Source organism: Chryseobacterium sp. L12 (assembly GCF_056133985.1).
In genome coordinates, this window is sequence record NZ_JBVYOF010000016.1 from 51,793 (window position 1) to 77,314 (window position 25,522).

Genomic DNA, 25,522 nt, shown 5'->3' on the forward strand with positions numbered 1-25,522 from the left:
TCGAAACTTGTTTTTTTAAATTTTATTATTTACTTTCTTCAAACTCTTTTAGCTTGCGCTTCATTAGTTCAATTTCTTCCGCTTGGGTTTTAAGTATATTTTTTTGCAGCTCTATCAGTTCCGGGTCGGTCAGGTGTGCCTTTTCGGACATCAATATGGCTGCTGCGTGATGGGGTATCATACCCTTTGCAAACTGCTTGTCCCCGACATTGATTTGTTCCCTGATACCAAACCATGAAAAGATGCCAACAGCAACCGAGATGATGGCTATCGCCCAATTCATCTTCCTGTTGGGGTACATTACTTTCATTATCGCTAATTCGATAAGCAGCATTGCCGAGGTCATCAGCAGGGTCATGTACAAATTGTTGATATTGGGTATCAGGTTCTGCCACCCGTCAATCATGGCGTACATGATAAAATACATCACTGCGAACATTGCGACAGCCATCACCGCAAAGCGTTTGTACATGGCCGAAGCATGTTTTGTATTGTGCGTGCCATGCTCCGAGGAATGACCCGCATGGTGACTGTTTTGCATATTTTCCATAACCCTGAATTTTATTTGCTGTTAATTGTTTTTTCCACCTTACCGCAGGTCAGCATTTTAGAGCCGTAGTAAGGGTTTTTGATTTCCTTGTTTTCGCTAAACCAAACAGCACCCTTACCGTCATTGAACATCGGGCAATGGTCTTGATACAATGTTTGCGATGTACCGAACAAATCAATCAGGTCTTTCAAATCTTCGCCAAGCGAGGCTAAATGTTCCCGCTGGTGGTGAATGTTGCCAACATTTTCCCCGATATGTTCTGCGTGTTCTTTAGCATCGTCCGCTATGTCCATGTACTTTTTGTGCTTATCAGCAGGAACGGCTTTCATGTCCACTTTATTCAGGGTAGCTAACAGCTTTTTCCCTGAACTGGCGGCAGCTTTGTCATCGTCCGAAACAAGGGCGTTCTTTAAGGACAGATAATCGGTAACTATGGGCGCAATAGAAAAGTTTTTTGCTTCTTCTTTTCCTGTTGCTTTTGCTTCCTGACCGCTCGGAGTTTCACTCACAACGGGCGCAGCTACCGTATCATCCTCTTTTGGTTGGGAAGCTGACTGTTCTTGTGATACAACAGCAGTATCACTTGAAGACTGCTCGTTTTTGTTGGATGCCTGATTGCATGATACTGTTACAAATGCCATGATAACAGCAATGATTGATAATGTTAGATTTTTCATTTTTATTTATTTTTTGATTTTTAAAAAACTTGCGTTAATAGCCACTACAATGGTGCTTACACTCATCAGCACAGCACCCATAGCGGGACTTAAAACAAAATTCGGATAGAGTACGCCTGCCGCAAGCGGTATTGCCACCACGTTGTAGCCAACCGCCCATATCAGGTTCTGTACCATCTTTTTGTAGGTAAGTTTGCCGAAGTCAATCAGTTTGACCACATCCCTCGGGTCGCTGTCTACCAATATGATATCCGCTGTTTCGGCAGCCACGTCCGTACCGGAACCCACGGCAATTCCAACATCTGCCTGTGCCAGTGCAGGTGCATCATTTACACCATCACCAGTCATTGCTACGATTTCGCCTTTTGCCTGAAACTCCTTTACTTTCTCCTGCTTGTTATGCGGAAGCACATTGGCCAAATACCCGTCCATACCCAATTTTCCGGCTACGGCAGCAGCAATCCTGTCGTTGTCCCCGGTGAGCAGAAAGGACTTGATGCCCATTTTTTTGAGTTCCTCAATCGCCTGTGCCGAACCTTCACGGATGCTGTCTGCCAAAGTAATGATGCCGATTACCCGGTCATCAATGAGGACAAAGTTGACCGTTTCGGCTTCCTGATTGATTTCGCTTGGTATTTCCGGCAGGGAAAGGTGGTTTTCGGTGAAATAATTCGGGCCGCCAGCTACGACATTTTTCCCGTTCACAACACCTTTAACACCTATGCCCTGCATATAGCTGAAGTTTTCAGACTTCCATAAGGCAAGGCTCTTTTCTTTCAATGTAGCCATAATGCCTTTGGCGATATGGTGTTCCGAATTTTGCTGTACTGCGGCAGCATACTGGATAACCTCATCGGCATTATATTCATCCGTTAACGGTATAACCTTTTCTACTGCATGGGAACCTTTGGTGAGCGTTCCGGTCTTATCAAAAATGACGGTGGAAAGTTTGCGGGTGGTTTCAAATGCCGTACGGTTGCGGATGAGCAGGCCATTGGTCGCCGAAAGCGTTGTGGAAATGGCGACCACCAACGGGATAGCCACGCCCAATGCGTGCGGGCAGGCCGTTACCATCACCGTCACCATTCTTTCAAGCGCAAAGGCAATATCTCCACTGCTTGCATACCAATAGGCAAATGTGCCTATGCCAACGGCAATGGCAATAAAGGTGAGCCATTTGGCAACTTTGTCCGCAAGGTTCTGTGTATTAGACTTGGTAGCCTGCGCTTCCTGCACAAGATTGATAACCCTGTTCAGGTAGCTGTCTTTTCCCACGGCTGTTACCTTGACTTTCAGCGCACCATCGCCATTGATAGAGCCTGCGATGACCTTTCCGTCTTTTTCCTTTTTTACGGGAACACTTTCTCCGGTAAGCATGCTCTCGTTGATATACGAAAGCCCCTCCAGTACCAATCCATCGGCTGGAATTTTTTCACCCGGTTTTATGATAGCCGTTTCACCGCTTTGCAGGTCTTCAAGCTTTATTTTTACCGCTTCTCCGTTTCGCTCCACCGTGACATCGTTAGGCAGCAAAGCAACCAATGATTGCAAAGCCCGTGAAGCAGCCATTTGGGAACGCATTTCCAGCCAATGCCCTAACAGCATGATGTCAATTAGGGTTGCCAGTTCCCAAAAGAAATCCATACCCTGCAAGCCAAATACAACGGCTACGGAATAGACATAGGCTACGGATATGGCGATAGCAACAAGTGTCATCATCCCTATGGCTTTGGCTTTCACCTCGCCAATCATTCCCTTTAGGAATGGTAAGCCTCCATAGCAATAAATCACCGTACCCAATGCCAGCAACACATATTTATCGCCATTGAAAGCAAGCGAGAAACCTAACCATTGCTGTATCATGTGCGACAGGAGCAGTATAGGGATTGTAATGACAAGGCTTATCCAAAAACGAGTGAGGAAATCACCTGTATGATGTCCCTCATGTTTGTTAAAGTTTTCGTCAGCATGGCCATGTTGAGAATGCCCGGAATGCCCATGTTCTGATGTGTGTTCATGAGAAACTGACGCACCGCCAACGGGAACCAATGCCATGCCACAGAGCGGGCATTTGCCCGGTTCGTCTTTTAGCACCTGTGGGTGCATAGGACAAGTATATTTTTTCATAACAAGGGGTTTTAAAAGTTATGTTGCACTTAATTTTTTTGCCATCTCATGGGTCATTTCTTCGGCATAAGTACCATAGGCATCAACAAGTACGCCTTTATTCTTACTATCATTAGACGATATGGCATAAATTACGGCATTGTTATCAGGACTGCTGTCGAGGCTTTCAAACCTATGAGTTTCCGTAACCGTAAAATCCTCCGGTTTTAGTTTCAGGCTCCTTGACGTACAGTACAGACAGTCCGGCAACAGACTAAAGTCCATACTGTATCCACGCTGTCTTAGGTCTTTAAGCGCCTGCACCATGTCATTGTACTGTACCATAGCTTTCAGACCTGTTATTTAATGGTTTCGACCGTACTGCCGCAGGTAAGCATCTGTGAGCCGTAATATGGGTTTTTAACAGCATTCTCTTTACTTAGCCAATTGGCTCCCTTACCTCCGTTGTACATAGGGCAGTGCTGGTAATAAACGGGAGTATCCTGTTTAGACACTTTGGCCAGTGTGTAGATGCTTCCCGAAAGTGCCGCAAAAGCACTTCTTTGTTTTGCAACATCTTTTGATTTTGAAATGCTTTCCGCATTGGCCGTCAAGTCCTGCATCACTTTCATCCAAGCCGTATGTTCCTCTGCCGATAGCTTATTCATATCGACTGCTTTAAGGGATACAGCCAATTCAGCGGCTTTGGCAGATGCGGTCGCCGCATCGGTTTTTATCAAAGCATCTTTCACTGAAAAGTAGTTGTCAAATACAGCCTTTAGCTGTGATTGGTTTTGGGCTGCATCTTTGTTAGCTGCCATTTGACTATGGTCGTGATTGCCATGTCCGGCATTCATGTCCATTCCCGCCTCCTTGTTTTTGGCAACCGTCTTCACGGGTCTATCATACTGGCAGCAACCAGCCAGTTTAGCATATACGTCATCCGGCGCACGGAACTTCTCACTGTCATAACCAGCCAAAGCAATACGTTTCAGGATTTCATCCTGATTTGTTTTGTCGCCGTCATAGGTGAGCGTAGCCATCTTGGTATCTTTGTTCCAGTCCACGCTGGCTACCTTTTTTACGTTACCTGCTTTTTCGATGGTGGTTTTGCACATACCACAATTGCCGTAAATCTTTACGGTTTCTGTTTTCGCATTCTTGATTTGTGCGAAGCCGTTTATTGATGATAGTAACACGGCGATTACCATCACTATTTTTGATAATGATTTCATAATAATTACATTTTGAGAAACGGGGGATTGATAAACCCGTTTCTGTTTTAAATTTTAAGTAAATGATACAAATAGGGGATTTGCAAAAGCCGGAATAGCTTTTGACAAGGCACACCTATGGCTATCAGGCCATAGTTTTAGCTTATTTTAGGAGGTAGCCAAATGAAGAAAAATCCCGAAGAATAGTAGGCTTCTTTGAAACCGAATTTTTGCTTTTTAGCTGCTGCTAAGTGATTTTTTGCCTTTAATTCGATTATGGTTGGGACATTTAGGGAAGTGGTTGAAGCACCGCACCTGCAAGAGCTGTGGGAACAACCGCCCCCGCATTTGTCACTTTTGCATTTTTTACAGGATTTGCTCTTGCAACCTTTTTTATGTTCTGATTTTTTGGATTTCTCCTTTGAGCTGAAAGACTGCTCGGTCTTTGTTGAATTTTTGGAACAGGCAAAACTCTGGCTTGGTATCATAAAGAAAACCAGACAGAAGAGTGTCAAAATACCTATATGTATTCTATAATTTTTCAACTCAACAAAGTTACAAATAAGATTGGTTTTTTATATTGTTTTTACAATTTTTTTTGCTATATAGGCAAAATTTCTCTATATAAACAAACAATGTTACGACCACAACAAGATATCCTCTTTCTTCAGGATTTGATGAAATGCCTTTTTCGGCAACCCAACCTTCAGAAAATTCGGTCGGAAAAAGGACATTTCAAAAGGTAGTTGGCTTAGGCATTCAAAGGTTCTATTTTGAAGCCTGCCTTTTGTACGGTCGATATTACTTCCTGCTCGGTAATGCCCTCGGACTTCACTGTAAGTACCTTGTCCTTGTTGGCCGTGTCCACTTCCCAATGGCATATGCCCTCTGCCTTGTCCAAGTGCGGTTTTACAGATGCGATACAACCGCCACAATTGATGTTCGTCTTGAATTGAAATTGTTTATTTTCCATTGTTAATAAATTTTAGAGTTATCTGATAATGCAAATTTCCGTACTATTCAGTTCAGTATTGTTGTGTAATTTCTTGTTTGATTTGTGAGATTTACTGTTTTATTTCTTCCACTTCAACCGCAGACTGTTACTGACCACGCTCACGCTGCTCAATGCCATTGCCGCACCCGCAATCATCGGGTTGAGCAGGAAGCCGTTAACAGGGTAAAGGATGCCTGCCGCTACTGGAATGCCGATTACATTGTAGATAAACGCCCAGAACAGGTTTTGCTTGATGGTGGCTACGGTCTGTTTGGACAAGCGTATTGCCTGCGGTATTTTTGTAAGGTCGGATGAAATGATGGTCATCTTGGCTACGTCCATTGCGATGTCGCTGCCTTTGCCCATTGCGATACTTACATCGGCTGTTGCCAATGCGGTGCTGTCGTTGATACCGTCGCCAACCATTGCTACCACTTTGCCCTGTGCTTGCAATTTTTTTACAAAGTCTGCTTTATGCTGTGGTAGCACTTCCGCTTTGTAATGCTTGATGCCTGTTTGTGAAGCAATAGCTTTTGCGGTCGCTTCGTTGTCTCCGGTCAGCATATACAGATCGATGCCCATATCCTGTATTTCCTTGATTGCCGCCGCTGATGTTTCTTTGATTTTGTCTGAAATTGCAACCACCGAAAGAGCTTGTTTACTGTTTGCGAACCAAATAACAGTTTTGGACTGTTTGCCCCATTCATCTGCTTTTTGTTGTAGTTGTGCGTCAATGCTGATATTGTTTTCAGCTAACAATTTTTTATTACCTACATAGTAAGTTTCGTTTTTGTGGTCGGCTTTCGCTCCTTTGCCGGTGATACTGTCAAAGTGGGTTAGTGAAGTAGTTGAAACACCTTGCAGGTTTTTCACTAATGCTTCTGCCAGCGGGTGTTCGGATTGTTTTTCTATACTCAATAGAATATCTTTGGTAGCATCGTTATTGTCCAGCCATTCAACATCTGTTACCTCGGGTCTTCCCTCGGTGATCGTGCCTGTTTTATCCAGTATAATAGCATTTACTTTTTTTGCCAATTCCAAACTTTCGGCATCTTTTATTAAGATACCTTGTTCTGCACCTTTACCAACGCCTACCATAATAGCCGTAGGCGTAGCCAAGCCTAATGCACAAGGACAAGCGATAACTAATACAGTAACGGCAGCTAACAATCCTTGAACTACGCCATTCTCACCGCCTAAAATGAACCATAAAATGAATGTAAGGATAGCGATACCGATAACCACAGGAACAAAAATACCAGCGATCTTATCTACCAATTTTTGTACAGGTGCTTTACTTCCTTGTGCATCTTGTACCATTTTGATGATGTGGGCAAGCATGGTTTCTTTGCCCACTTTTACCGCCTTGAATTGAAAACTGCCTTTTTGGTTAATCGTTCCTGCAAATACTTTTTCGTTCTCTTTCTTCAATACAGGTACAGGCTCGCCGCTTAGCATACTTTCATCTACATACGAATTGCCCGATATGACCATGCCGTCTACCGCAATCTTTTCACCGGGCTTTACGAGTATCACATCGCCTGCGCTTAAGTCTTCGATAGCGGTCTGCTTTTCCGTTCCGTCCGCCTGTACCACGATGACCGTTTTTGGCTGCAAGCCCATCAGCTTCTTAATGGCTGAAGAGGTGTTGCCTTTGGCTCTTTCTTCCAGCAGTTTTCCCAAGAGGATGAATGCGATAATAACGGCAGCCGCTTCAAAATATACGTGAGCATGCAGTCCCCGTTGATGCCAAAAGTCGGCAAACAGCATATTGAAAACACTGAACAGGTAGGCAATACCTGTACTCAATGCCACCAGCGTATCCATATTGGCGGAACGGTGCTTTGCCTGCTTCCAAGCGTTTACAAAAAAATCCCTGCCCAACCATATTACAACGGGCGTGGAAAAGAGCCACATTATCGGGTCTGCATAGGGCATATCCATAAAGAACATTCCTATGATTACCACGGGCAGGGAAAGGATAATTGCCCAAATGGTCTTGTTTTTCAAGGTTCGGAATTTCTTTTCGTGGATGGCTTCGAGCGTTTCCTGCTGCTTGGTTTCGTCTTCAACCAATAGGTCGTAACCTACTCCCTGAACCGCTTTTTGCAAGGTGGAGGCATCGGTCATATTGGGCAGATATTCCACGGTAAGATTGCCCGTTGCAAAGTTCACGGAAGCATTAACTACTCCCGGTTGGTATTTCACAATGCTTTCGGCACTGCCCGCACAGGATGCACAGGTCATGCCCAATACCGGAAAAGCACTTTTAACCGTAGGAACTCCGTAACCTAAATCTTTAATTGCCTTAACAGCCTCGCCTACGGTTTCATTGCTATCTACTGTAATCGCTGCCCTTCGGTTGTTCAGCTCTACTTTATGGGTTTCTACACCTTTTACCTGTGCCAATCCCTTTTCAACGATTAATGCACAGTGTTCGCTTTCTACATCCTCCAATGGAATGTATATATTTTCTCTGTTTGTCGCCATATTTGCCTGCTTTAATTTACAATACAAAATTGGCTATTATATTTATGGGTACTGGTGTGAAATTTTGGATTTGATTTGTAAGATTTACTTACACTTTATCCAACGGTTTTCTTTTATCCTCTTTAATCTGTTTGAAATGGCTTGGTGTTAGCCCGGTAACTTTTTTAAACTGGTTACTCAAATATGCCACGCTCGAATAATTTAGGCGGTTCGCAATCTCACTTAATGACAACTCATCATACACCAACAATTCTTTTACTTTTTCAACCTTTTGGGCGATAAAGTATTTTTCAATGGTTGTACCCTCTACCTCTGAAAACAGATTGGACAGGTAATTGTAATCGTGATGCAATTTGTCACTCAATACATCGGAAAGGTTGGTTTTTACATCACTATCCTGATGGTGTACCAGGTCAATGATAATGTTCTTTATCTTTTCTATTATCCTGCCTTTTTTATCGTCAATTACTTCAAATCCTAATGGCTCTAAAGTTTTGGACAAATTCTCTTTTTCCAGAGATGTTATTTCTTTGGAAAGAATAACTTCGCCCAGTTTTATATTTTTAGCATCTAATCCCAGTTTTTCCAATTCGTTTTGTACCACCATAATGCAACGGTCGCAAACCATATTTTTAATAAAGATTGTATTCATATTTATTTACTGACTACGTTTAGTATTTAATACATAAGCAATAAACAAATTTACAATTTAAGTTTAATTACTCTGACTTCTTGCCAAGAGGAATAAAGCCTGTGTACATATATACTTACTGTTTTTCATCTTGTTCGTCCATTTTCTTTATCAGAGCTTCACACAGGCTGTCGAGGAATTTGGTACGGTTTATTTTTCGGGCTTTCAATTCCATAAATGTATGATAGAAATCGCCCAAATCAATATTAAAGGCAGTTTCAAATGTTTTGGCAATCAATTTTATATCGGTATTTCCGTTGTTGAATACGCCTTGTGCGTAGAGTGCATAAATCAACTCGGTCAATGCCGTTTTACTTCCTGTCCAATGGAGTGAAGAACTATCAGATACCTTTTTATGATTGCTATTTAGCTGGTCTTCAAGATAAACTTGTATCAGGTCATTGGCAATTATTTTGGCGACCTTCTAATCGTGAGAAGTGCAAAAACGGTGGTCTGCCTCAAAATAAAACGTATCCAACCACATCCTTATATCGTGTTTTCCACGAATAAAGAAATTTTCATCAAGAAAAGAATTGCCACTACGGTAATACTTGTAAAAGTCAATATTGTTGTCAAAGAATTTTTTGAGTTTTTTCAATTCTTTGTTAAGAAATTTCTTTATCTGCTTTGCACCATAAGGCTTTTTGCTTTCTATTTTATAGATAGCATTGTAATAAATCAGCTTTGAAACAATGACAGGTTTCTGATGTTTGAAAAAATGGATTTCCTCATCAGTATTTTTAAACCCTCGTTTTAAAACATACTCCTTTAATTTGGACAGGGTTTGGATAATAAGTTGAATTATGGCTTCAACTCGTTGTATCGAGCAATTATCTGCTTCAATCTCCAATTCGTTGATAGCCGTTTCCAGTTTATGTAGTGTTTCATTATAAAATTTATCCAGCATAATACCATTTAAAAATCAATTCTTTGATTAGTAGAAATATAAACATAAACTGCTTTGGGACTTAGCACAGTAAGGGCTTCCACCTGTGTTCTTAGCAAGGTCTGGATTTCATTAGCAGAACTGTTTATCATAGTGAGCACCTGAATATTATATTTCTCAATTATCTTCTTTAGCCCGTTCATTATATTTTTGGATAAGAGTATATCCAAACTTAGGTTGGTCTGATTAATCTTATTCAGCCAAGCATCTTTTTTAGCTACTGCCTCGTTAAACGATTTTTGGGAGTCTGCTATATGTATACAATGCACTAACCTGCCTTTTTTGTTGAAATCAACGGCGAGCTTTTTCAATAATTCACATTCTTCACTATGTAGTCGTACATCGAAAGCGATATTGTTTTCTATACTGAAAGTAGCTTTTTCCGGAACGATGATAATCGGCACATTGACTTTATAATTCTTCTCTGATATTTCCTGCCTAATTTGTGAATTGGATTTTATTCCGTTGGTGTCATATCCGATTATCAGGAAATCTATCGCGTTGTTCTGTAAATAGTTAATGATTGCGTCCGTGAAACTTTCCTTTGTCAGTCCGAAAGAAAGGTTTACTTCCGAAGTATTCTTATAGCTTTTTATCTGTTGATAGAACAGTTCTATTTCACGTTCTTTCAGCCCTTTTCTGAATTGATTGTTTTGTTCCGGTTCAGCCGTATCTTCCAACACGGTTAGTATATGAACATCTGCATTGAACTGTTCTGCAAATGCTATTGCATATAAGAAAGTATTGTCTGATGTTGAATAAAAATCAACAGGCAAAAGAATTTTTGGTTTTATTTCCATAACAAATGTTTTATTTATCTTCTACATTATATATCAGCATTGCCGTTTCAGAAAGACGTAGCAGCCTTTTACTATGGTTTATATTGAACAATCTTTTCATAAAGGGTAATTGTCTATGTATGATGCTTAGGATATTGATATAGTTATCTTCTACATACTTTGTCAAGCCGTCTTCTATATCCGTATCAATAACAATATCCACCTGAACATCAAGACCCTCAAAATTTGTAAGCCAATGTGCTTTCTTTTGTTGTGCAGCCATAGCTTTTTCTTCTGTATCGACTATGTGTACACATTTTAAAGGTGTCTCTGACGGGGAGAGTTTTGTGGCAATCCGCCTGATAATGACACATTCATTTTCAACGAGCATTACCGCAGCGGCAAACGCCCCCGTAGAGGTAAAAACGGCTTTTGCAGGCACTGCCAATATCGGTATATCAAAACCACTGTCAATCAGCCTCACTGCGTGCGAGCCGAACAGTTTTTTGTCTATAGTGTTATTCCCCGACGTACCCATTACAATCAGGTCAATTGATTTTTCTACGATATGGCTCTCAATTACATCTTGGAAATAGCCATTTTCAAAATGGAACTCTACGGGAACGTGGAGCTTATTGTTGTTATGAGCCAACTGCTCCAATTTTTTTGCTTCTGTCTTAAATTCGTTCCACTCATCATTTTCCAGCGAATCGTTGAACATCTGTGCCAAAGGGTGTACCCGATAGCGTTCCTCGTCCGTCTTCGGTTCAATAATAGGTGTAATATGCAGTATGTGCAATTCCGAGTTAAAATTATCTGCAAGCGATAGGGCATATAAAAATGCGTTCTTTGCTACTTCTGAAAAATCTGTCAGAAAAAGTATTTTTTTCATCTGTTTATTTTTATTGTTTTTAATGGTCAGATGGAATTTCGCATAAGAAAATATTCATTGTTTTGGGTATGGAAATGAATATTTTCTTATGCTTCATTTCATAATAATTTGTATTAAGATAAACGATAACCTTTGATTGAATTTCCCCGTATCGCTTTGCGGAACAGCACCACCCGTTTGTAGTGGAAACTTCCGTAAGAATGTGTAGCAATAAATATCAGTATAGGGACAATCAGCCAGGTTAATGTTCCCAATACGATTTTCCCGGAAGCCATTAACGCATTGAGGCTGATGTTTTGGTATATTGCCATTCCGTTCGGAATTTCCCCGGCATCGAGATACATCGAAATGTCGTTCAGACTTTGCCACTGTGACTGATAAGTTGCCCATCCGATAATTGCACTGCCTAATGAGGTAGCCAGAAAAGACCTTACCACAATTAATATAACCATTATTCCCATCATTTCATTCATTTGCAGGTTGAGGGTAGCGTAAAACCATAACCCAATGAACAGGATGCCCATTCCCAATCCTTTCAGTACCGTCGCATATTCGAGGTAGCGGATGTCCATCTGCGGTTGTATAATCAGGTAAAGACTTAATGTATGCAGAGCAAAACACACAAATCCAAAAGCGATATAATACTTGATGTACCATTTATTTTTAAAACCGAAAAATGCCAATATTCCCGCAATGACGATACCGGGTATCATCCAAAGATTGATATGTGCGTTAATCAGGTTATTATACCCTAATACACCAACTGTATATTGTGTATATACCGATGTGCTTGCCAGATATAGCCCGAGAAAGAACAATAATATGGTAGCGTGGATAACATTTTTCTTTTTAAATGCTCCGAAATCAATCATCTTTCGTTTGAGCGATTTCTGCCTGTATATCAATGCTACAAAAAGAACCACTCCGAAAATCAATGAACCCGTAATGTAAGGCGAAATAAACCACCCCTGTTGTTTCATAAACACAAAAAAGTAATTAAGCGACATAAAGGAGGTTGCTATCAAAACAAGTGACAGCCAGTCTATCTGATACAGTGGCATTTTGAAACCAAATCGTTGGTTATGTTGAAAAATAAGCGATACTGCCGCAATTACAAGCATCGTAGCGGACATAAACATATAAGGTGTCTGCCAGCTACCATTGAACACCATTGTAGAAAAATAATAAGCCGAAAGCTGCCCAAATCCAATGGACAAGGGGTAGAATACAGCATAGAATTTTCCACGGTCTCCTGTCGGAGCAATGATGAACATAATGGGTAATACCATTTCTATCAGCGGAAACATCTTGAAAAAACCTATGAGAAAACTGCAACTTATCAGAACAACAGGACTATCTGTAGTACCGCACATATATGATAATATAGCAAGGATAATAGCCGACACTGAAATGATTTCTTTGGTACGGAAACGCATCTTGACACGCATCAGTATCATTATGGCGCAGCCCATACCAATTGTACCTGCGTTATTGGCAAGCGAGATATATTCCGTATAGGTAGCCATTGCTCCCGTAATATCCGTAATGACACTTGTATATACTCCGGAAACGGTCATCATCGAGAATAATATCGTCAAAATCAGCAACAGCATCAAAGGTTTGGGAACCCAGCTTGCAAATGGACCTTTATTGTACATCTTCCTGTTATTTTAAGTTCACTTCTACATTCATTCCTGCACGAAGCAATTTCAAGTCTTCGGGTTTATTCTTATCTGTAAATTCAATACGTACCGGAATACGCTGTTGCACTTTCACAAAATTTCCTGTTGAGTTATCCACCGGAACAGCGGCATATCTCGCACCTGTTGCACCTGATACAGCGGTTATTTTTCCCTCAAATTCTTTACCGCCCAGTGCATCTACCTGTATTTTTGCCAAACCGCCTATCTGTACGTTGCCCATTTGTTTTTCACGGTAATTAGCCGTTACCCAAATGTTATTGATGTCCACGATAGTTCCAACCTGTTGGCTTGGGTTTAACAACTGCCCTACATTGACTGTTCTTCTTCCCATAATGCCATCGTGGGGAGCTGTGATAACGGTATAAGAAAGGTTCAGTTTTGCCATATCCAAAGCACTCTGCGTTCGTTTGATGTCAGCATCGTTCATTCCCAATCGCGATTGTACTTCGTTTACTGATAATTCGCTCGTAGTTTTAGAATTAATCACGGATTGATATTGCGAAATCTGGGCTTCCAACTGGGCTTTTTGTGCCTCGAAATCAGTCTTTATCTGGTCAAATTGCTGACGGGTTACTGCTTCGTCTGCCAAGAGGTTTTTGTAACGATTAAAATTCTGTTCCGCATTCCACAGTCTTGCTTTCGTAGCTTCTATATTCGCTTTTGCTGCCTGCACATTTGCTCCAACGGTATTTACATTGTTGGTCGCTGTTTTTACCGAACTGGATGTTGCGTTTTTAGAAGCCAAAGCCGACATATAAGCAGCTTCGGCCTGTCCTAATTGAGTTTGTATTTCACGGTCGTCCAATATCAATAATGTATCACCTTTTTTCACATATTGATGTTCCACAAAACGGATTTCAGTGATATAAGCCGAAACCCTTGTATTTATCGGGTTGATGAACGATTCTACCTGTGCGGCATTGGTGTATTTGTCGTTCCCGACATTGAAATAGGATTTTACCACAAAATAAAGTCCGCCCAAAACCAAAATGAGTATCAAAATATTGATGATTTTGGTCTTTTTTTGTTTGGTTTTCTGCTTGTTTACCTTTTGCTTTTCCGCAGATTGTCCAGTCGGTTGCGGTGTGTTTTCCTGATTGTTGTTTTCTATATTTTCTGACATTGTTTTATCTTTAAGTTTATCAATTTATTATAAATTTCCGCTTTCTTTTAATAATTTGTAGTACGCATAAACGATGCTTATTTCCGAATTAGCAAACTGTAACTCTGCGTCTAATTTCTGATTACTTGCATCAATCAAATCTAATAAAATAGCCAACTGGTTGTTGTATTTACTGTTCATAATGCGATAATTTTCATCGGATAGTTCTTTGTTTGTTTCAAGTGTATTGTTCTGAGTAACGGCTTCATTGTATTTAATGTAAGCGGCATTTACAGCAACGTCAATCATCTGTTCAGCTTCGTTTGCCTGTGCAATGGCTTTGTCTTTTTCAAAACGCACCTGTTTGATTTTTTTAGGGGTTTTGTACAGTGCGTCAATATTAAAATTCAGTGAAAGTCCGGCACTCCATCCGTTAGTGTACATATCCAGAGCAGGCGTTGATGTAGTAATCGGACGTGCCAGCTGATTTCCTGCAAATGCAGATAACGAAGGCATCATTTCTGCACGGGTTATCTTTTCGGAGGTTTCATAAATATCAACTGCCTTTTTTGTCATCAATATGGTTGGATGATTTTGTGCGAATGCTCTGTAATCTTCCATCAATAAAGCTTTAGGAACATTGCTAAGTATGGTTTCGTCGGGCACAATCTGTGTATTTTCGGACAATCCCAAAGCGGTGGTAAGCTGTTTATTGAGAATTTGACGGTTATTTTCTACGACCTGTAAAGCAAGTTTAAGATTAGACAATTGCAGTTCGCCGCGGATAACATCATTTCTCGTAACCATTCCCTGATTATAAAACTTATTGATGTTTTGCAAGCGTTGTTCCGCCAATTGGATATTCTGCTGATATACTGATTTTTGGTTCAGTAGTTGATACAAATCCAGATAGTAGCCCAACACCAAAAGTTTGATGCTTTGTTCGTTCGACTGATAATTCAGCTCTGTTAATTCTTCTTTCAAAGATTGGGCTTTGATACCATTTTTTACCATTCCGCCTTTCCATATCAACTGACTGGCATCTATCGAAAAAGTATTGCCGAAATGTGGCATATCTACTCTTGTGGAATTGGAAAAATCCTTATCAATAATGTGGGCATCCCCAAGATAATATCCTTGCAAAGCCGCATTCAAAGTAGGGAGTTGTGCGTTTTTAGCAACTTCTACATCTTGCTTTGCTATGGCAATATCTGTTTTGGAAACTTTCAGATTCGGATGATTTTCTTTGGTCAGCTCAAATAACTCTTTAATGGTTATCGTTCTTTCTTGACCTTGCTGGGCATAGATTGTTTGCGAAAAAACAAAAAGCCCTAACAATAGCATAGTGATTTTTTTCATTTTGAACTTGTCATTAATTACTTAAATATTACTTGGCAAAGTTCTGAATGAAAGGGTCTTCATAAAAGGTTAGTAATTCACAAAAAGAGGTTCAAACGGTATGTTGCTAATGCTTTCCGAAACATACCAATAAAAAAGGCAGCCCACAAAAGACTGCCCTTGCATACCATTTAAGGATAAATGTGCAACTATTTTCTATTTATCCTCGGATTGGATATTTTTATAGTATTCTTCTTTTAGATGTTCAATTTTCTCCTTTAGTTCTTTGTTGATTCTTTCAGGAAATGTTTTCAGTTTTTTCAGTTGAAACGCTAATACAATACTTGCAATACCTGCAAATATGAAAGACAAAGCTGTCATTACCACTAAAGAGATTCCGGCAAAGATTGGATTGACAATCAATAAAAATGAAAGGATGATACCGAGTACGCTTACAATTGCCAGATTTCCCCAACGCAACACGCCATAGTTTTTCAGCTCAAAAGCGAAACCAAGCCCCTGAAATGACCGGAACAATAAGCTGAACCCAATAAAAAATGGCAATGTGGTAGCTGCAACGACTGGTTTGGTTATCAATATGACACCTATCAGCAGTGTGAATATTCCACTTGCCAAATACCAGCCCCAACCGTCTAACTCGTCCTTGTTTTGTACGGAAAAGAAAATTTCCATAATGCCGCTTGCCAAAAACGATATACTGAAAAGCATAACCAATGAAAGATAAGCAGATTCAGGGACTGTAAACAGATAACCGCCCAATACAATAAATAATGCCCCGATGATAGCAGGTACATACCAATGCTTTATGGTGTTTCGGATTGTTTTAAAAAATATTGCCATAGACTGTCTTTTTAAGATGTAAATTTTAATACTGATGCAAAGTTCGGGTTTGCAGGACTTTCAGTAAAGGTTTATAATGCCTAAAAAGAGGTTCAAACAGTATCTGCACAGACTAAATACTACTATTAAAGGAAAGGGTGTGTTCGATGCTAAATGGCATCGACTAATTTATTCGTTTTCTTGAAATTAGAGGGGCTAAGTCCTGTGTGCTTCTTAAAGAATTTGCCAAATGCGTATTGGTCAGAAAAATCAAGCTCGTTGGATATTTCTTTAATAGAGTTGTCGGAATTGAGCAGCAGGATTTTTGCATTGTTCAGCAATGCTTCGGTAATAAATTTGGACGGTGGCTGATTGGTTATTTCCCTGACGGTATTGGAAAGGTATTTGGAAGAAATCAACAATTTGTCGGCATAGAATTTAAGCTCTTTTTCTTTCATGAAATTTATGCTTACCAATTGCAGGAACTTCATCGTGATGCTTTCTTTTCTTGAATTTTCAAGAATGTTTATGTCCTTTCCTTTTCCCTGTAAAAAGTCTCCCACCAAAATATACACCAGCGATGTGAATAAAGACAGCTTTATCTGCTGGCTAAACGTGATTTCTTTTTCTTCCTGATTATAATAAAAAAGCTGTTCACATAAGTTGAGTATATGAGCAAAAGCATTATCTGAAACTTTCTCAATATTATTGTTACTGCTGCGAAGTGCTTGCTGCATTTCATATTTATTGAAAGCAAAAGAAGTTTTATTGTTTAGCTCATCCCTGTCTATTAAAATAAAATATGCTTTCACATCATCTGTAAAGGCATTTACCTTATATACATTATTGGGTATTATCATACCCAAATTTCCTTTTTTGTAGTGATGTATCAACTCATTGGATTTGATGCTGATGCTTCCCTTTTCAATGATAACAATAGTAGTCTTTTGGGGGCTAAAAGAGTCCCCTACTTTCACTTTCCGTAATAATGCACGTTCTGTAAATACACTTATCATCCAATGGTTGTTGTTAAGTTAATCAGATATTGAGCGTTACCGTAAAAATATAAAAAATAAATTTTAAAGGTTTAAGGTAAAATCGAATAATCGCTGAGTATAAAATACAAAAGTAAAAAAAGTATACAAATTTAGCCCCGAAAGGCTTTAATTTAGTATTCACAAAACTATATTCTATGATGATGGCTTATTAATCAAACAACGTATCCCGAATGGTCTTGTTTGATTAATAAACTATCCCTCCTGCACCAAATGCTGTAAGTTCGGGTCGTTCTTGATACGCTCCATTTCATTTTCAACGATATGCAGAATGTGCGATTTTATCTGACGGTAATTGCTTTCAATCTCCTGTTTCATTTTATCCTCGCCCTGCTCATCTACAAAAGATAAAATCTGCGGTATATTTTGATATGCTTTGGTTTCTGCGGAAACTCTTTCATTATCTACCACGATTTCTGCGTGAAATATTTTTTGCTCGATACGTTCATCGAAGTTATCCGATACAGAACCGACAAACATCCCCTGTGTTAAGGTTGAAATTTTGGAAGCCGGAATAAGGCTGTCTAATTGCGTAGAAATAGAAGTTGATTTATCGTTACGGTTAATAGTCATACTTTGGCGTTTCTGCAATACTTTCCCGAAGCGTTCTGACAGGCTCTTTGCGGTTTCTCCAACAACCTGACCGGAGAAAACATTACCTACGGTATTCTGAATAACCTTGCTCTCTTTGTCGCCGTAATCACGTGTTAATTGCGAAAAGTCCTGAAAGCCCAAGCATACAGCCACTTTATTACTTCTCGCCGTTGCGATAAGGTTATCCAGTCCCCTGAAGTAAATCGTAGGCAACTCATCTATGATAACGGAACTCTTTAGCTGTCCCTTTTTATTAATCAGTTTTACAATCCTCGAATTGTATAAACCCAAAGCTGCGGAGTAGATATTTTGGCGGTCGGGATTGTTGCCCACACACAAAATTTTCGGCTCTTTTGGGTTATTGATGTCCAGCGAAAAATCATCGCCTGTCATAACCCAATACAACTGCGGGCTAATCATTCTTGACAATGGAATTTTAGCCGATGCGATTTGTCCCTGTAATTGGTCTTGTGCTCCGCCTTGCCACGCATCCATAAAAGGCGATAAGTAATTTTCCAAATCGGGATAGGAGGTTAAAATCGTGAATACGTCTGAATACTTTTTATTTAGTAATTCTATGGCGTGTGGGAATGTACAATATTTGCCGTTATCATAGATTTTCAGATACCAAATAATGGCTGCCAATAGAATAATCGGGCTTTCCACGAAGAAATCCCCTTGCTTCTGTATCCACGACCTGTTGAGGTTCAACATTATGGTATAAGCCGCTTCGTAGGCATCCGAAATGTCCGTCATAAAATCGGGATTAAGTGGATTGCAACGGTGGCTCTTGCGTGGGTCGTCAAAGTTTATCACGTAAAATTTCGGCTGAACTTTGTATTTATCCCTGTTCTTCAGTAGATGATTGTAAGCAATCGTGGAAAGGTCGTCGAATTTGAAGTCGTATATATACATACTGAAACCTTTCTCAATCTGTTGCTTGATATAGTTGTTTACGATAGCATAAGATTTACCGGAACCGGGTGTTCCCAGCACAATCGTTGCCCGAAAAGGATTGACTACGTTTATCCAACCGTCATTCCATTTGTTTTTGTAGTAAAACTTCGTGGGTAGATTGACAGAATATTCATTTTGCATCAACCTTGTTTCCTGCTGAAAACTTTCATTTTCGTTGTTGAAAACGTCGTCCATCAGGTTGGTACGGAGCAATCGGCTCATCCAAACACCTGCCATTAGCAAGGCGATATATCCTAACGAAATGGTAAGGATATAGAGAAATGTACCGATTACCGGAGGTAGCTTTAATAAAGGCGTATTCAGAAAGAACAGCACAAAACCAACGCCCAACGCCACGTAGATTTTAGTCCACGTTATTTTTTCATTCTTTACGCCCTTTGTTCCCAAACAGCTCAAAGCCAACAAAACCAAAGCAAAGGCTTTGGTATATAGGGTATGCGAAAACAGCCCTGCCGTTCGCTGAAAATTCCCTAATATTTTGTTGATTATTTCCAATGTCCAGCCACGTTCCAAAAAGAAACCGTAGCAAAACCAATAAAGGTGCATCAGTACCAATAGAATACTCACTGCCCGCATAAATGCCATTATCTTGGCAAGCCCTCTTAAATCGTCTTCTTCCTGCATTATTTTAAGTTTTAATGTTCGGGCGTGAATTTATGGGCTGTATAGCTTGGCTATAAGATTGTGGCAGGCATTGGCAGTGCGTGGCGGTGTTTGGCTGAATTGTGTCGATAATATGCCTGTAATCGTATGGTTTTTTGTAAATTTGTGCTTTTATTTTATCGGAAGACTTGCTTTCCAAGTCTTTTACAGCCGTATAACGAAATTGAAATGAACGAAATCAAGAAAGCTCCTATTGACAGGGTGGTTACACCTATCCAGAGATTTATACAACAGGAAAAATCCGGCGGATTAATATTAGGTATCAGTGTAATTATTGCTTTATTTTTAGCCAATTCGCCCTGGTATCACGAATACCACCATTTTTTTGAACAGAAATTAGGTTTTCAGTTTAACGGAAGTACCTATCTGGAATACAGTTTCCACCATTGGATAAACGATGGGCTGATGGCAATTTTCTTTTTTGTGGTGGGATTGGAATTGAAGCGGGAAATTGTAGCCGGAGAACTATCCAACCCGAGAAAAGCGTTGCTCCCTATTGCCGCCGCAATAGGCGGAATGCTTGTGCCTGCCCTTATTTATTTCGGCTTAAACCCGACAGGCGAAGTGCAAAGCGGTTGGGGTATTCCTATGGCAACGGATATTGCTTTTGCTTTGGGTATTCTCTATCTTTTGGGCAATCGTATACCTCTGGCGTTAAAAGTTTTTTTAACAGCATTGGCTATTGTTGATGATTTGGGAGCGGTATTGGTTATTGCTTTTTTCTACACTTCCGATATTTCGATGATGAATTTGGCTATCGGTTTGCTTTTTCTGTTAGCAATGTACATTGGCAACAAAATGGGTGTAAGGAGCATTATATTCTATGCAATCTTGGGTATTGGCGGTGTTTGGACAGCGTTCCTATTGTCCGGTGTTCACGCAACCATAGCCTCTGTTCTTGCGGCATTTACCATACCTGCTGATGTGAAAATAAAGGAAGATGTTTTCATTGAAAGAATAAAAAAACATTTGGGAAGGTTTGCAAGTGCAGACCCCAATAATAAAGTCCCTACGTTGACCAATGAGCAACTTCACATTCTCGAAAATGTAAATGCAGATACAAACCACGCCATTCCGCCATTGCAGAAGCTGGAACACGCAATGCACCCTTTTGTAACCTTTATTATCATTCCCATTTTTGCCTTAGCCAATGCAGGTGTTTCTGTATTGGATATTGATGTTGATGAGCTGTTCAGCACCAATGTAGCTACCGGTGTAGCGTTGGGTTTATTGCTGGGTAAAGTTATAGGCGTAGTAGGTTTCACTTGGCTTTGTGCAAAATTGAAGATAGCCCCATTTCCCGATGGTATGAATATGAAAAACCTTTTGGGATTAGGACTGCTGGCATCTATCGGGTTTACGATGTCCTTATTTGTAACCGAATTGGCATTCACACACGAAGAATACAAGGTACAGGCAAAGGTTGGTATTTTTATAGCCTCTCTTATTGGCGGTGTATTGGGTTATATGGTATTGAGCAAACAAAGTAAGAAAAACTAAAACTTGCTTATGCCGAACTATTTTGACAATCCCAAGAGTAAACTTGACCTATTCCGTCAGAAAATGTATATCATCATATATGGTGTGAATACTCCTGCTGGAAAGGCTTTTGACGTAGGCTTGCTCATAGCTATCTTGCTAAGCGTTTTTACCATAATGGCAGAAACGGTCGAAGGTATCGACCATACTTACCACAGGGAACTCATCGTTTTAGAATGGATTTTTACCATCATCTTTACGTTGGAATATGCGTTACGGATTTTTGTAAGTAAAAAACCGTTAAAATATATATTCAGCTTTTACGGTATCATTGATTTGCTTTCTATATTGCCAATGTTCCTTTCTGTCTTTATCAAGGGCAGTCATATTTTAAGTAGTTTCAGGATTTTAAGATTACTCCGACTGTTCAGGGTGCTCCGGTTGATTGAATTTGTTGAGGAGTCTGCAAGACTTAAAGTGGCACTGATGGCAAGCAGAGCCAAAATAATGGTATTTCTTTACACCGTATTAATCATTGCCGTATTGATTGGTACATTGATGTATTACGTTGAAGGACCTCAAAACGGTTTTACAAGTATCCCCAAAAGCGTGTTTTACACTATTGTTACGCTGACCACCGTAGGCTATGGCGATATGGTGCCGACTACCGCTTTGGGGCAGTTTTTGTCAATGCTACTAATGGTTACCGGTTATGGTATCATCGCTGTGCCTACCGGAATTGTAGGTGTAGAGATTGCAAAAGAGGTAAGAAAATCCATCGGCAAGGAAAAAGAACATAACAAATTGAACGGTATAGTGTGTGCTCATTGCAATAAGGAAGGTCATCGGGATGATGCCAAATATTGTTACAGTTGCGGGCATTATCTCAATTCCTAAACTTAACAATTCTTATGAGCAATAAAATATTTGACTTTATCAATCTTCATAACGGAGAGGAAGAAAAAAACAAAGTACTCGAAAACGTAACAGCCAACATCTCTTTCCGTGGCTCAAACCTGTGGATTTTGGCTTGTGCCATTATCATCGCCTCTATCGGGCTAAATGTAAATTCGACTGCCGTAATTATCGGAGCGATGCTGATTTCGCCATTAATGGGACCAATTGTAGGTGCAGGTTTTGCGTTGGGAACTTATGATTTTATACTGCTCAAAAAATCAATGAAGAATTTATTGATTGCTACCGCAGTAAGCCTGATGGTATCCGCCGTCTATTTTTATCTTAGCCCTTTCAAAGATGTACAATCAGAACTATTGGCAAGAACTTCTCCCAATATTTATGACGTATTGATTGCTTTTTTTGGTGGATTGGTCGGCGTGATTGCCATTACACGGGTGGAGAAAGGTAATCCCATTCCGGGGGTAGCCATCGCTACGGCTTTGATGCCGCCTTTATGTACGGCAGGTTACGGACTGGCGACATTTAATCTATCCTATTTTGCAGGAGCGTTTTATCTATATATCATTAACTGCTTTTTCATTTGTATCGCCACTTTTTTTGTGGTTAAATATTTGAAATATCCCGCTACGAGCTTTAAAGGCAAACGCTTTGAAAAACAAATACGGTTAGGAATTACCACATTGGTGATGATAATGATAGTTCCGAGCTTTTATTTAGCCTATAACCTTTTCAACGAGAAAAAATTTACCAATACCGTTGAAGACTTCATCAATTCAGAGTTCAGTAGCAGAGGCTTTACAGTGATTTATAAAAAACTGAACTATAATGCCAGTCCCCGAACGGTGGACATCGCTTTCCTGAATAAGAAGTTGGGCAAAGATGAAATAGCAATGTATAATCGCCTGCTTGACGAAAAAGGTATTCATAATACCGTATTGAGTTTCCGGCAGAACGAGGAAGACATCAAATCCGAAATATTGAGTGAAATAAACAAGCAGAATGCTTCTGTTTCCGAGAAAGATGTAACCATCAATAATTTACGACAAGAGTTGGATAAATACAAAGTCAGCGAACCAAATCTTGTAAAAGAAATGAACATACTTTTTCCCGATTTTAAGAATATCAAATTGGGAAAAATTGAAAAATATCCGAATACCGATAGCACAAAAGTTCAGTTCTTGGTATTGTACAATGCGGGTAAGAAACTCAAAAATGAAGATAAAGACAAAATAAAACAATGGCTGAATGAACGGTTAAGCAGTCAGGAAGTTTTATTGGTGCAAGATGAGTTTTTATAAATTATCTTCTTTTGACACGCTTTCTTTTCTTCTTCATTTTATTGGCAAAATCTTGTTCCTCGTAATCTTCGCCCTGTGCTTCGGGCAATAAACCGCCCAATGCTTCAATCAAACCGTCTTCGTGTTTTTCAGTATGTAAAAAGTCGAACAAATGGTGTGGTTCTTCCGCAGGAAGATCCGCATCATTTGATGTGGATAGTTTTGGTTGTGATACGGCAGGTTCTTTAATATCGGGTTTGATGTTATTGTTCCAATAATCATTAAAGGTATTGGCGGAAAGTTCCTTGCTTAAACGTGAACCGTTCCATACGATTTTGGAATTGTGGTCGATAAAGGTCATTCCGTATATACGTCCTGCATCGTTTCTTCGCACTACAACATTAATACCCTGTTCTCCTAATTGCTTTTTAAAAGCCTGTTCGTTGTTTGTGGATTGCAGGGCAATGGTAACGGCAGATTTTAGGGTCTGTTTGGTCGGGCTATCTTTCAAAGCCGTTTTGCATTTCGCAAAATGCAATTCCAAAGCCGGAAGCCCTGCGTTCTTTCCAAAAAGCGAAGCCTTGAACGGATGTCCGGCTCTTTCGCCTTTTTCATTTAGCGGAATATATAATAAGCCCTGCTGCATCTTTCCCTGCAATTCGCCCTCGATTTTCTCGGCGGTAATGTTGAACAGGGAAAGCAAAGCGTTATACTCTCCCAAAGTTTGGTACTGATAGTAGTTCGGCAGGTGTCGAATGACCGATGCAATCTGACTTTTTATATCGCCTGCCCGATAATCCACGGGACGGAAAACCTTGTCTGTTTGGTTACGTTCCTTATCTGTTGCGGGTATCAAACCGTGTTTTCTTTCCAACTCACGGCACACATTCATTGACCGTATTTTCTCAAATTTATCCGAAATCTTTACGCCCTGTTCGTCCACGCAGACCGATACAATATGGATATGACTGCGGTCAATATCCGTGTGTTTGAAGACTACAAAAGGCTGTTCGCCGTAACCCATTTCCCGCATATATTCTTCCGCCATTTCCCTGTATTGGTCATCGCTTACCTTATCTTTCGGGTCGGGATTGAGCGAAATATGCAAGGTGTGATATTGCGTATTGCGATTTGCGATGAGGTACGGCTCAAAAGATTGGGTTAATTGAGAAACGGTATATGCTCCGTTTGGCGTTTCGATTATCTTATTGGTAAACAGAATTTGTCCGTTTTCTTTCTCCACTTTCAGATTATTATACGCCAATGCACCGTACAGATTTTCACTTCTTCCGATTTTTGCTATCATTTCTAACGCTGTTTTTTCAGATGTTTTTCCTCAAATTCTTCAGTAAGCTGAATGATTTTTTGGCAGAGCATCGCCATTTCAGCCGTTTGTTTTTCCAGTTTGTAAAGGAATGCAGCGGCTTTTTTCTCGGAAAAATGCTTGTACAGTAGCTTCGCAACCTGATTATAGTTCACACCTACGGAGCGAAATTGACTGTGAAACGAAGTCAATCGCATATAGAAATCAACTGTTCCTTTGTCAATCTTAACTGACTTCATTTCCTTACTGAACAGCAGGGAGATGATAAACTTTGCTTTATTGGGCATTCCCGATGCTTCAAAAAGCGACAAAAGTTTGGCGTTTTCTTCGTCCGTAAGACGGAAAACGTGGCGATGGATGCTTGGGTCTGTTTTGGGTGTCCGTCCGCCCTTATTCTGTTTTCTGTAACTGTTCTCGTTCATCACAAATCCATTTTAAAATCCATACAAAACCCTGACTTCGGAAGGTGTTTTCTGCCCCCTGCAAAGGGCAAGTTGTTTTGAGGCACGAACTCGGTTTCGAGTGCCTCAAAACACAACTTGCCGTGTTCCGGTGAACACAAAAATCCGCCCTGCGGGACGGATTGAATGTAACAGGGAAAAACGGCTCGTTGCCGTTCCCGTTACCTCCTGATTTGTCAAAATCCTTTTGCATAAATCCGTTAATAAAAATCACAATACAAAGTAAAGCCCTGTTTACGATAGCGTTGCACTGTACCACAGTGCCAAATGCCGCCTCTGAACGCCAAACACTGCCACCGCTATACAACCGATTGAATTTGATGAGTTCTTTGCCCCTGAATGTTGGCAGGCAGGCAGACTGCCCGTGCTTCAGGACGAGCTGACGGCACACATTCAAGATGGCAGGTTATCCTGCCAGCAAGATTGCAGGAATGCAAGAAAGCAAGAGCGC

22 protein-coding genes and 1 pseudogene are annotated in these 25,522 nt (G+C 40.3%); 3 read left to right on the top strand and 20 right to left on the bottom strand.

Annotation, left to right across the window (positions count from 1 at the left end; genetic code table 11):
* Window positions 1–25 precede the first annotated feature (25 nt).
* From AC0NBN_RS09890 to mobC, 18 genes and pseudogenes are all read right to left on the bottom strand, one after another.
* Window positions 26–550 carry a DUF305 domain-containing protein gene (locus AC0NBN_RS09890; protein WP_002993268.1) on the bottom strand — a complete coding sequence of 175 codons (525 nt, stop codon included), beginning with the start codon at window positions 548–550 and terminating at the stop codon, window positions 26–28.
* 11 nt (window positions 551–561) lie between these two features.
* On the bottom strand, window positions 562–1,227 hold the full coding sequence (locus AC0NBN_RS09895) for a DUF3347 domain-containing protein (RefSeq protein ID WP_002993266.1): 666 nt from the start codon (window positions 1,225–1,227) through the stop codon (window positions 562–564).
* A 6-nt stretch (window positions 1,228–1,233) separates the two neighbouring features.
* Window positions 1,234–3,354, bottom strand: coding sequence for a heavy metal translocating P-type ATPase (locus AC0NBN_RS09900; protein WP_047094736.1), 2,121 nt, complete (start codon window positions 3,352–3,354; stop codon window positions 1,234–1,236).
* A gap of 18 nt (window positions 3,355–3,372) precedes the next feature.
* Window positions 3,373–3,660 (bottom strand): phosphoribosylpyrophosphate synthetase, encoded by a 288-nt coding sequence (locus AC0NBN_RS09905; protein ID WP_228463925.1) that lies wholly within the window; start codon window positions 3,658–3,660, stop codon window positions 3,373–3,375.
* 32 nt (window positions 3,661–3,692) lie between these two features.
* Window positions 3,693–4,568, bottom strand: coding sequence for a DUF3347 domain-containing protein (locus tag AC0NBN_RS09910; RefSeq protein WP_047094735.1), 876 nt, complete (start codon window positions 4,566–4,568; stop codon window positions 3,693–3,695).
* A gap of 268 nt (window positions 4,569–4,836) precedes the next feature.
* On the bottom strand, window positions 4,837–5,016 hold the full coding sequence (locus AC0NBN_RS09915; protein ID WP_034735070.1) for a hypothetical protein: 180 nt from the start codon (window positions 5,014–5,016) through the stop codon (window positions 4,837–4,839).
* Between the two features lie 282 nt (window positions 5,017–5,298).
* Window positions 5,299–5,520, bottom strand: coding sequence for a heavy-metal-associated domain-containing protein (locus AC0NBN_RS09920; RefSeq protein WP_024566625.1), 222 nt, complete (start codon window positions 5,518–5,520; stop codon window positions 5,299–5,301).
* Between the two features lie 99 nt (window positions 5,521–5,619).
* A complete protein-coding gene (locus AC0NBN_RS09925) occupies window positions 5,620–8,031 on the bottom strand; it encodes a heavy metal translocating P-type ATPase (RefSeq protein ID WP_160812517.1) in 2,412 nt (803 codons plus the stop codon).
* Between the two features lie 88 nt (window positions 8,032–8,119).
* On the bottom strand, window positions 8,120–8,683 hold the full coding sequence (locus AC0NBN_RS09930; RefSeq protein ID WP_024566623.1) for a helix-turn-helix domain-containing protein: 564 nt from the start codon (window positions 8,681–8,683) through the stop codon (window positions 8,120–8,122).
* 115 nt (window positions 8,684–8,798) lie between these two features.
* Window positions 8,799–9,629 (bottom strand): annotated as a pseudogene (locus tag AC0NBN_RS09935) (RteC domain-containing protein).
* A gap of 8 nt (window positions 9,630–9,637) precedes the next feature.
* Window positions 9,638–10,468 carry a universal stress protein gene (locus tag AC0NBN_RS09940; protein ID WP_002978197.1) on the bottom strand — a complete coding sequence of 277 codons (831 nt, stop codon included), beginning with the start codon at window positions 10,466–10,468 and terminating at the stop codon, window positions 9,638–9,640.
* 10 nt (window positions 10,469–10,478) lie between these two features.
* On the bottom strand, window positions 10,479–11,339 hold the full coding sequence (locus AC0NBN_RS09945) for a universal stress protein (protein WP_052769096.1): 861 nt from the start codon (window positions 11,337–11,339) through the stop codon (window positions 10,479–10,481).
* A 113-nt stretch (window positions 11,340–11,452) separates the two neighbouring features.
* Complete coding sequence (locus AC0NBN_RS09950; protein ID WP_047094732.1) at window positions 11,453–12,997, bottom strand: efflux MFS transporter permease; 1,545 nt, start codon at window positions 12,995–12,997, stop codon at window positions 11,453–11,455.
* 7 nt (window positions 12,998–13,004) lie between these two features.
* Window positions 13,005–14,165 carry an HlyD family secretion protein gene (locus tag AC0NBN_RS09955; protein ID WP_052769095.1) on the bottom strand — a complete coding sequence of 387 codons (1,161 nt, stop codon included), beginning with the start codon at window positions 14,163–14,165 and terminating at the stop codon, window positions 13,005–13,007.
* A gap of 27 nt (window positions 14,166–14,192) precedes the next feature.
* Entirely contained in the window at window positions 14,193–15,503 is a 1,311-nt protein-coding gene (locus AC0NBN_RS09960; protein WP_002978205.1) for a TolC family protein, read from the bottom strand.
* Between the two features lie 195 nt (window positions 15,504–15,698).
* On the bottom strand, window positions 15,699–16,343 hold the full coding sequence (locus tag AC0NBN_RS09965; RefSeq protein ID WP_047094731.1) for an HdeD family acid-resistance protein: 645 nt from the start codon (window positions 16,341–16,343) through the stop codon (window positions 15,699–15,701).
* Between the two features lie 149 nt (window positions 16,344–16,492).
* Window positions 16,493–17,338: a helix-turn-helix domain-containing protein gene (locus AC0NBN_RS09970; protein ID WP_002978209.1), complete on the bottom strand. Its 846-nt coding sequence runs from the start codon at window positions 17,336–17,338 to the stop codon at window positions 16,493–16,495.
* 234 nt (window positions 17,339–17,572) lie between these two features.
* Window positions 17,573–19,573, bottom strand: coding sequence for a conjugal transfer protein MobC (gene mobC, locus AC0NBN_RS09975; protein WP_160812516.1), 2,001 nt, complete (start codon window positions 19,571–19,573; stop codon window positions 17,573–17,575).
* A 207-nt stretch (window positions 19,574–19,780) separates the two neighbouring features.
* Between mobC and nhaA the strand changes: the two genes are divergently transcribed.
* The 3 genes from nhaA to AC0NBN_RS09990 are packed head-to-tail and all read left to right on the top strand — an operon-like array spanning window position 19,781 to window position 23,307.
* Window positions 19,781–21,112: a Na+/H+ antiporter NhaA gene (nhaA, locus tag AC0NBN_RS09980; RefSeq protein WP_047098925.1), complete on the top strand. Its 1,332-nt coding sequence runs from the start codon at window positions 19,781–19,783 to the stop codon at window positions 21,110–21,112.
* 9 nt (window positions 21,113–21,121) lie between these two features.
* Window positions 21,122–21,988 carry an ion transporter gene (locus AC0NBN_RS09985; RefSeq protein WP_047098924.1) on the top strand — a complete coding sequence of 289 codons (867 nt, stop codon included), beginning with the start codon at window positions 21,122–21,124 and terminating at the stop codon, window positions 21,986–21,988.
* 14 nt (window positions 21,989–22,002) lie between these two features.
* Complete coding sequence (locus tag AC0NBN_RS09990; protein ID WP_047098923.1) at window positions 22,003–23,307, top strand: DUF389 domain-containing protein; 1,305 nt, start codon at window positions 22,003–22,005, stop codon at window positions 23,305–23,307.
* A 1-nt stretch (window position 23,308) separates the two neighbouring features.
* On the opposite strand, the gene mobB is transcribed toward AC0NBN_RS09990, so the two are convergent.
* Both mobB and mobA read right to left on the bottom strand, forming a co-directional pair.
* The gene (mobB, locus tag AC0NBN_RS09995; RefSeq protein WP_047098922.1) at window positions 23,309–24,592 is read right to left on the bottom strand and encodes a conjugal transfer protein MobB; all 1,284 of its coding nucleotides are present in this window, start codon (window positions 24,590–24,592) and stop codon (window positions 23,309–23,311) included.
* A gap of 2 nt (window positions 24,593–24,594) precedes the next feature.
* Window positions 24,595–25,032 (bottom strand): conjugal transfer protein MobA, encoded by a 438-nt coding sequence (gene mobA / locus AC0NBN_RS10000; protein ID WP_047098921.1) that lies wholly within the window; start codon window positions 25,030–25,032, stop codon window positions 24,595–24,597.
* Window positions 25,033–25,522: the final 490 nt, after the last annotated feature.

Bases quoted from the DNA above. Each gene is read 5' to 3' on its own strand.
- AC0NBN_RS09910 (WP_047094735.1), bottom strand. From the start codon at position 4,568: ATGAAATCATTATCAAAAATAGTGATGGTAATCGCCGTGTTACTATCA.
- mobA (WP_047098921.1), bottom strand. From the start codon at position 25,032: ATGAACGAGAACAGTTACAGAAAACAGAATAAGGGCGGACGGACACCC.
- AC0NBN_RS09905 (WP_228463925.1), bottom strand. From the start codon at position 3,660: ATGGTGCAGGCGCTTAAAGACCTAAGACAGCGTGGATACAGTATGGAC.
- AC0NBN_RS09950 (WP_047094732.1), bottom strand. From the start codon at position 12,997: ATGTACAATAAAGGTCCATTTGCAAGCTGGGTTCCCAAACCTTTGATG.
- nhaA (WP_047098925.1), top strand. From the start codon at position 19,781: ATGAACGAAATCAAGAAAGCTCCTATTGACAGGGTGGTTACACCTATC.
- AC0NBN_RS09985 (WP_047098924.1), top strand. From the start codon at position 21,122: ATGCCGAACTATTTTGACAATCCCAAGAGTAAACTTGACCTATTCCGT.
- AC0NBN_RS09895 (WP_002993266.1), bottom strand. From the start codon at position 1,227: ATGAAAAATCTAACATTATCAATCATTGCTGTTATCATGGCATTTGTA.
- AC0NBN_RS09960 (WP_002978205.1), bottom strand. From the start codon at position 15,503: ATGAAAAAAATCACTATGCTATTGTTAGGGCTTTTTGTTTTTTCGCAA.
- AC0NBN_RS09970 (WP_002978209.1), bottom strand. From the start codon at position 17,338: ATGATAAGTGTATTTACAGAACGTGCATTATTACGGAAAGTGAAAGTA.
- AC0NBN_RS09900 (WP_047094736.1), bottom strand. From the start codon at position 3,354: ATGAAAAAATATACTTGTCCTATGCACCCACAGGTGCTAAAAGACGAA.
- AC0NBN_RS09965 (WP_047094731.1), bottom strand. From the start codon at position 16,343: ATGGCAATATTTTTTAAAACAATCCGAAACACCATAAAGCATTGGTAT.
- AC0NBN_RS09945 (WP_052769096.1), bottom strand. From the start codon at position 11,339: ATGAAAAAAATACTTTTTCTGACAGATTTTTCAGAAGTAGCAAAGAAC.
- AC0NBN_RS09920 (WP_024566625.1), bottom strand. From the start codon at position 5,520: ATGGAAAATAAACAATTTCAATTCAAGACGAACATCAATTGTGGCGGT.
- mobC (WP_160812516.1), bottom strand. From the start codon at position 19,573: ATGCAGGAAGAAGACGATTTAAGAGGGCTTGCCAAGATAATGGCATTT.
- AC0NBN_RS09890 (WP_002993268.1), bottom strand. From the start codon at position 550: ATGGAAAATATGCAAAACAGTCACCATGCGGGTCATTCCTCGGAGCAT.
- AC0NBN_RS09930 (WP_024566623.1), bottom strand. From the start codon at position 8,683: ATGAATACAATCTTTATTAAAAATATGGTTTGCGACCGTTGCATTATG.
- AC0NBN_RS09990 (WP_047098923.1), top strand. From the start codon at position 22,003: ATGAGCAATAAAATATTTGACTTTATCAATCTTCATAACGGAGAGGAA.
- mobB (WP_047098922.1), bottom strand. From the start codon at position 24,592: ATGATAGCAAAAATCGGAAGAAGTGAAAATCTGTACGGTGCATTGGCG.
- AC0NBN_RS09925 (WP_160812517.1), bottom strand. From the start codon at position 8,031: ATGGCGACAAACAGAGAAAATATATACATTCCATTGGAGGATGTAGAA.
- AC0NBN_RS09955 (WP_052769095.1), bottom strand. From the start codon at position 14,165: ATGTCAGAAAATATAGAAAACAACAATCAGGAAAACACACCGCAACCG.
- AC0NBN_RS09940 (WP_002978197.1), bottom strand. From the start codon at position 10,468: ATGGAAATAAAACCAAAAATTCTTTTGCCTGTTGATTTTTATTCAACA.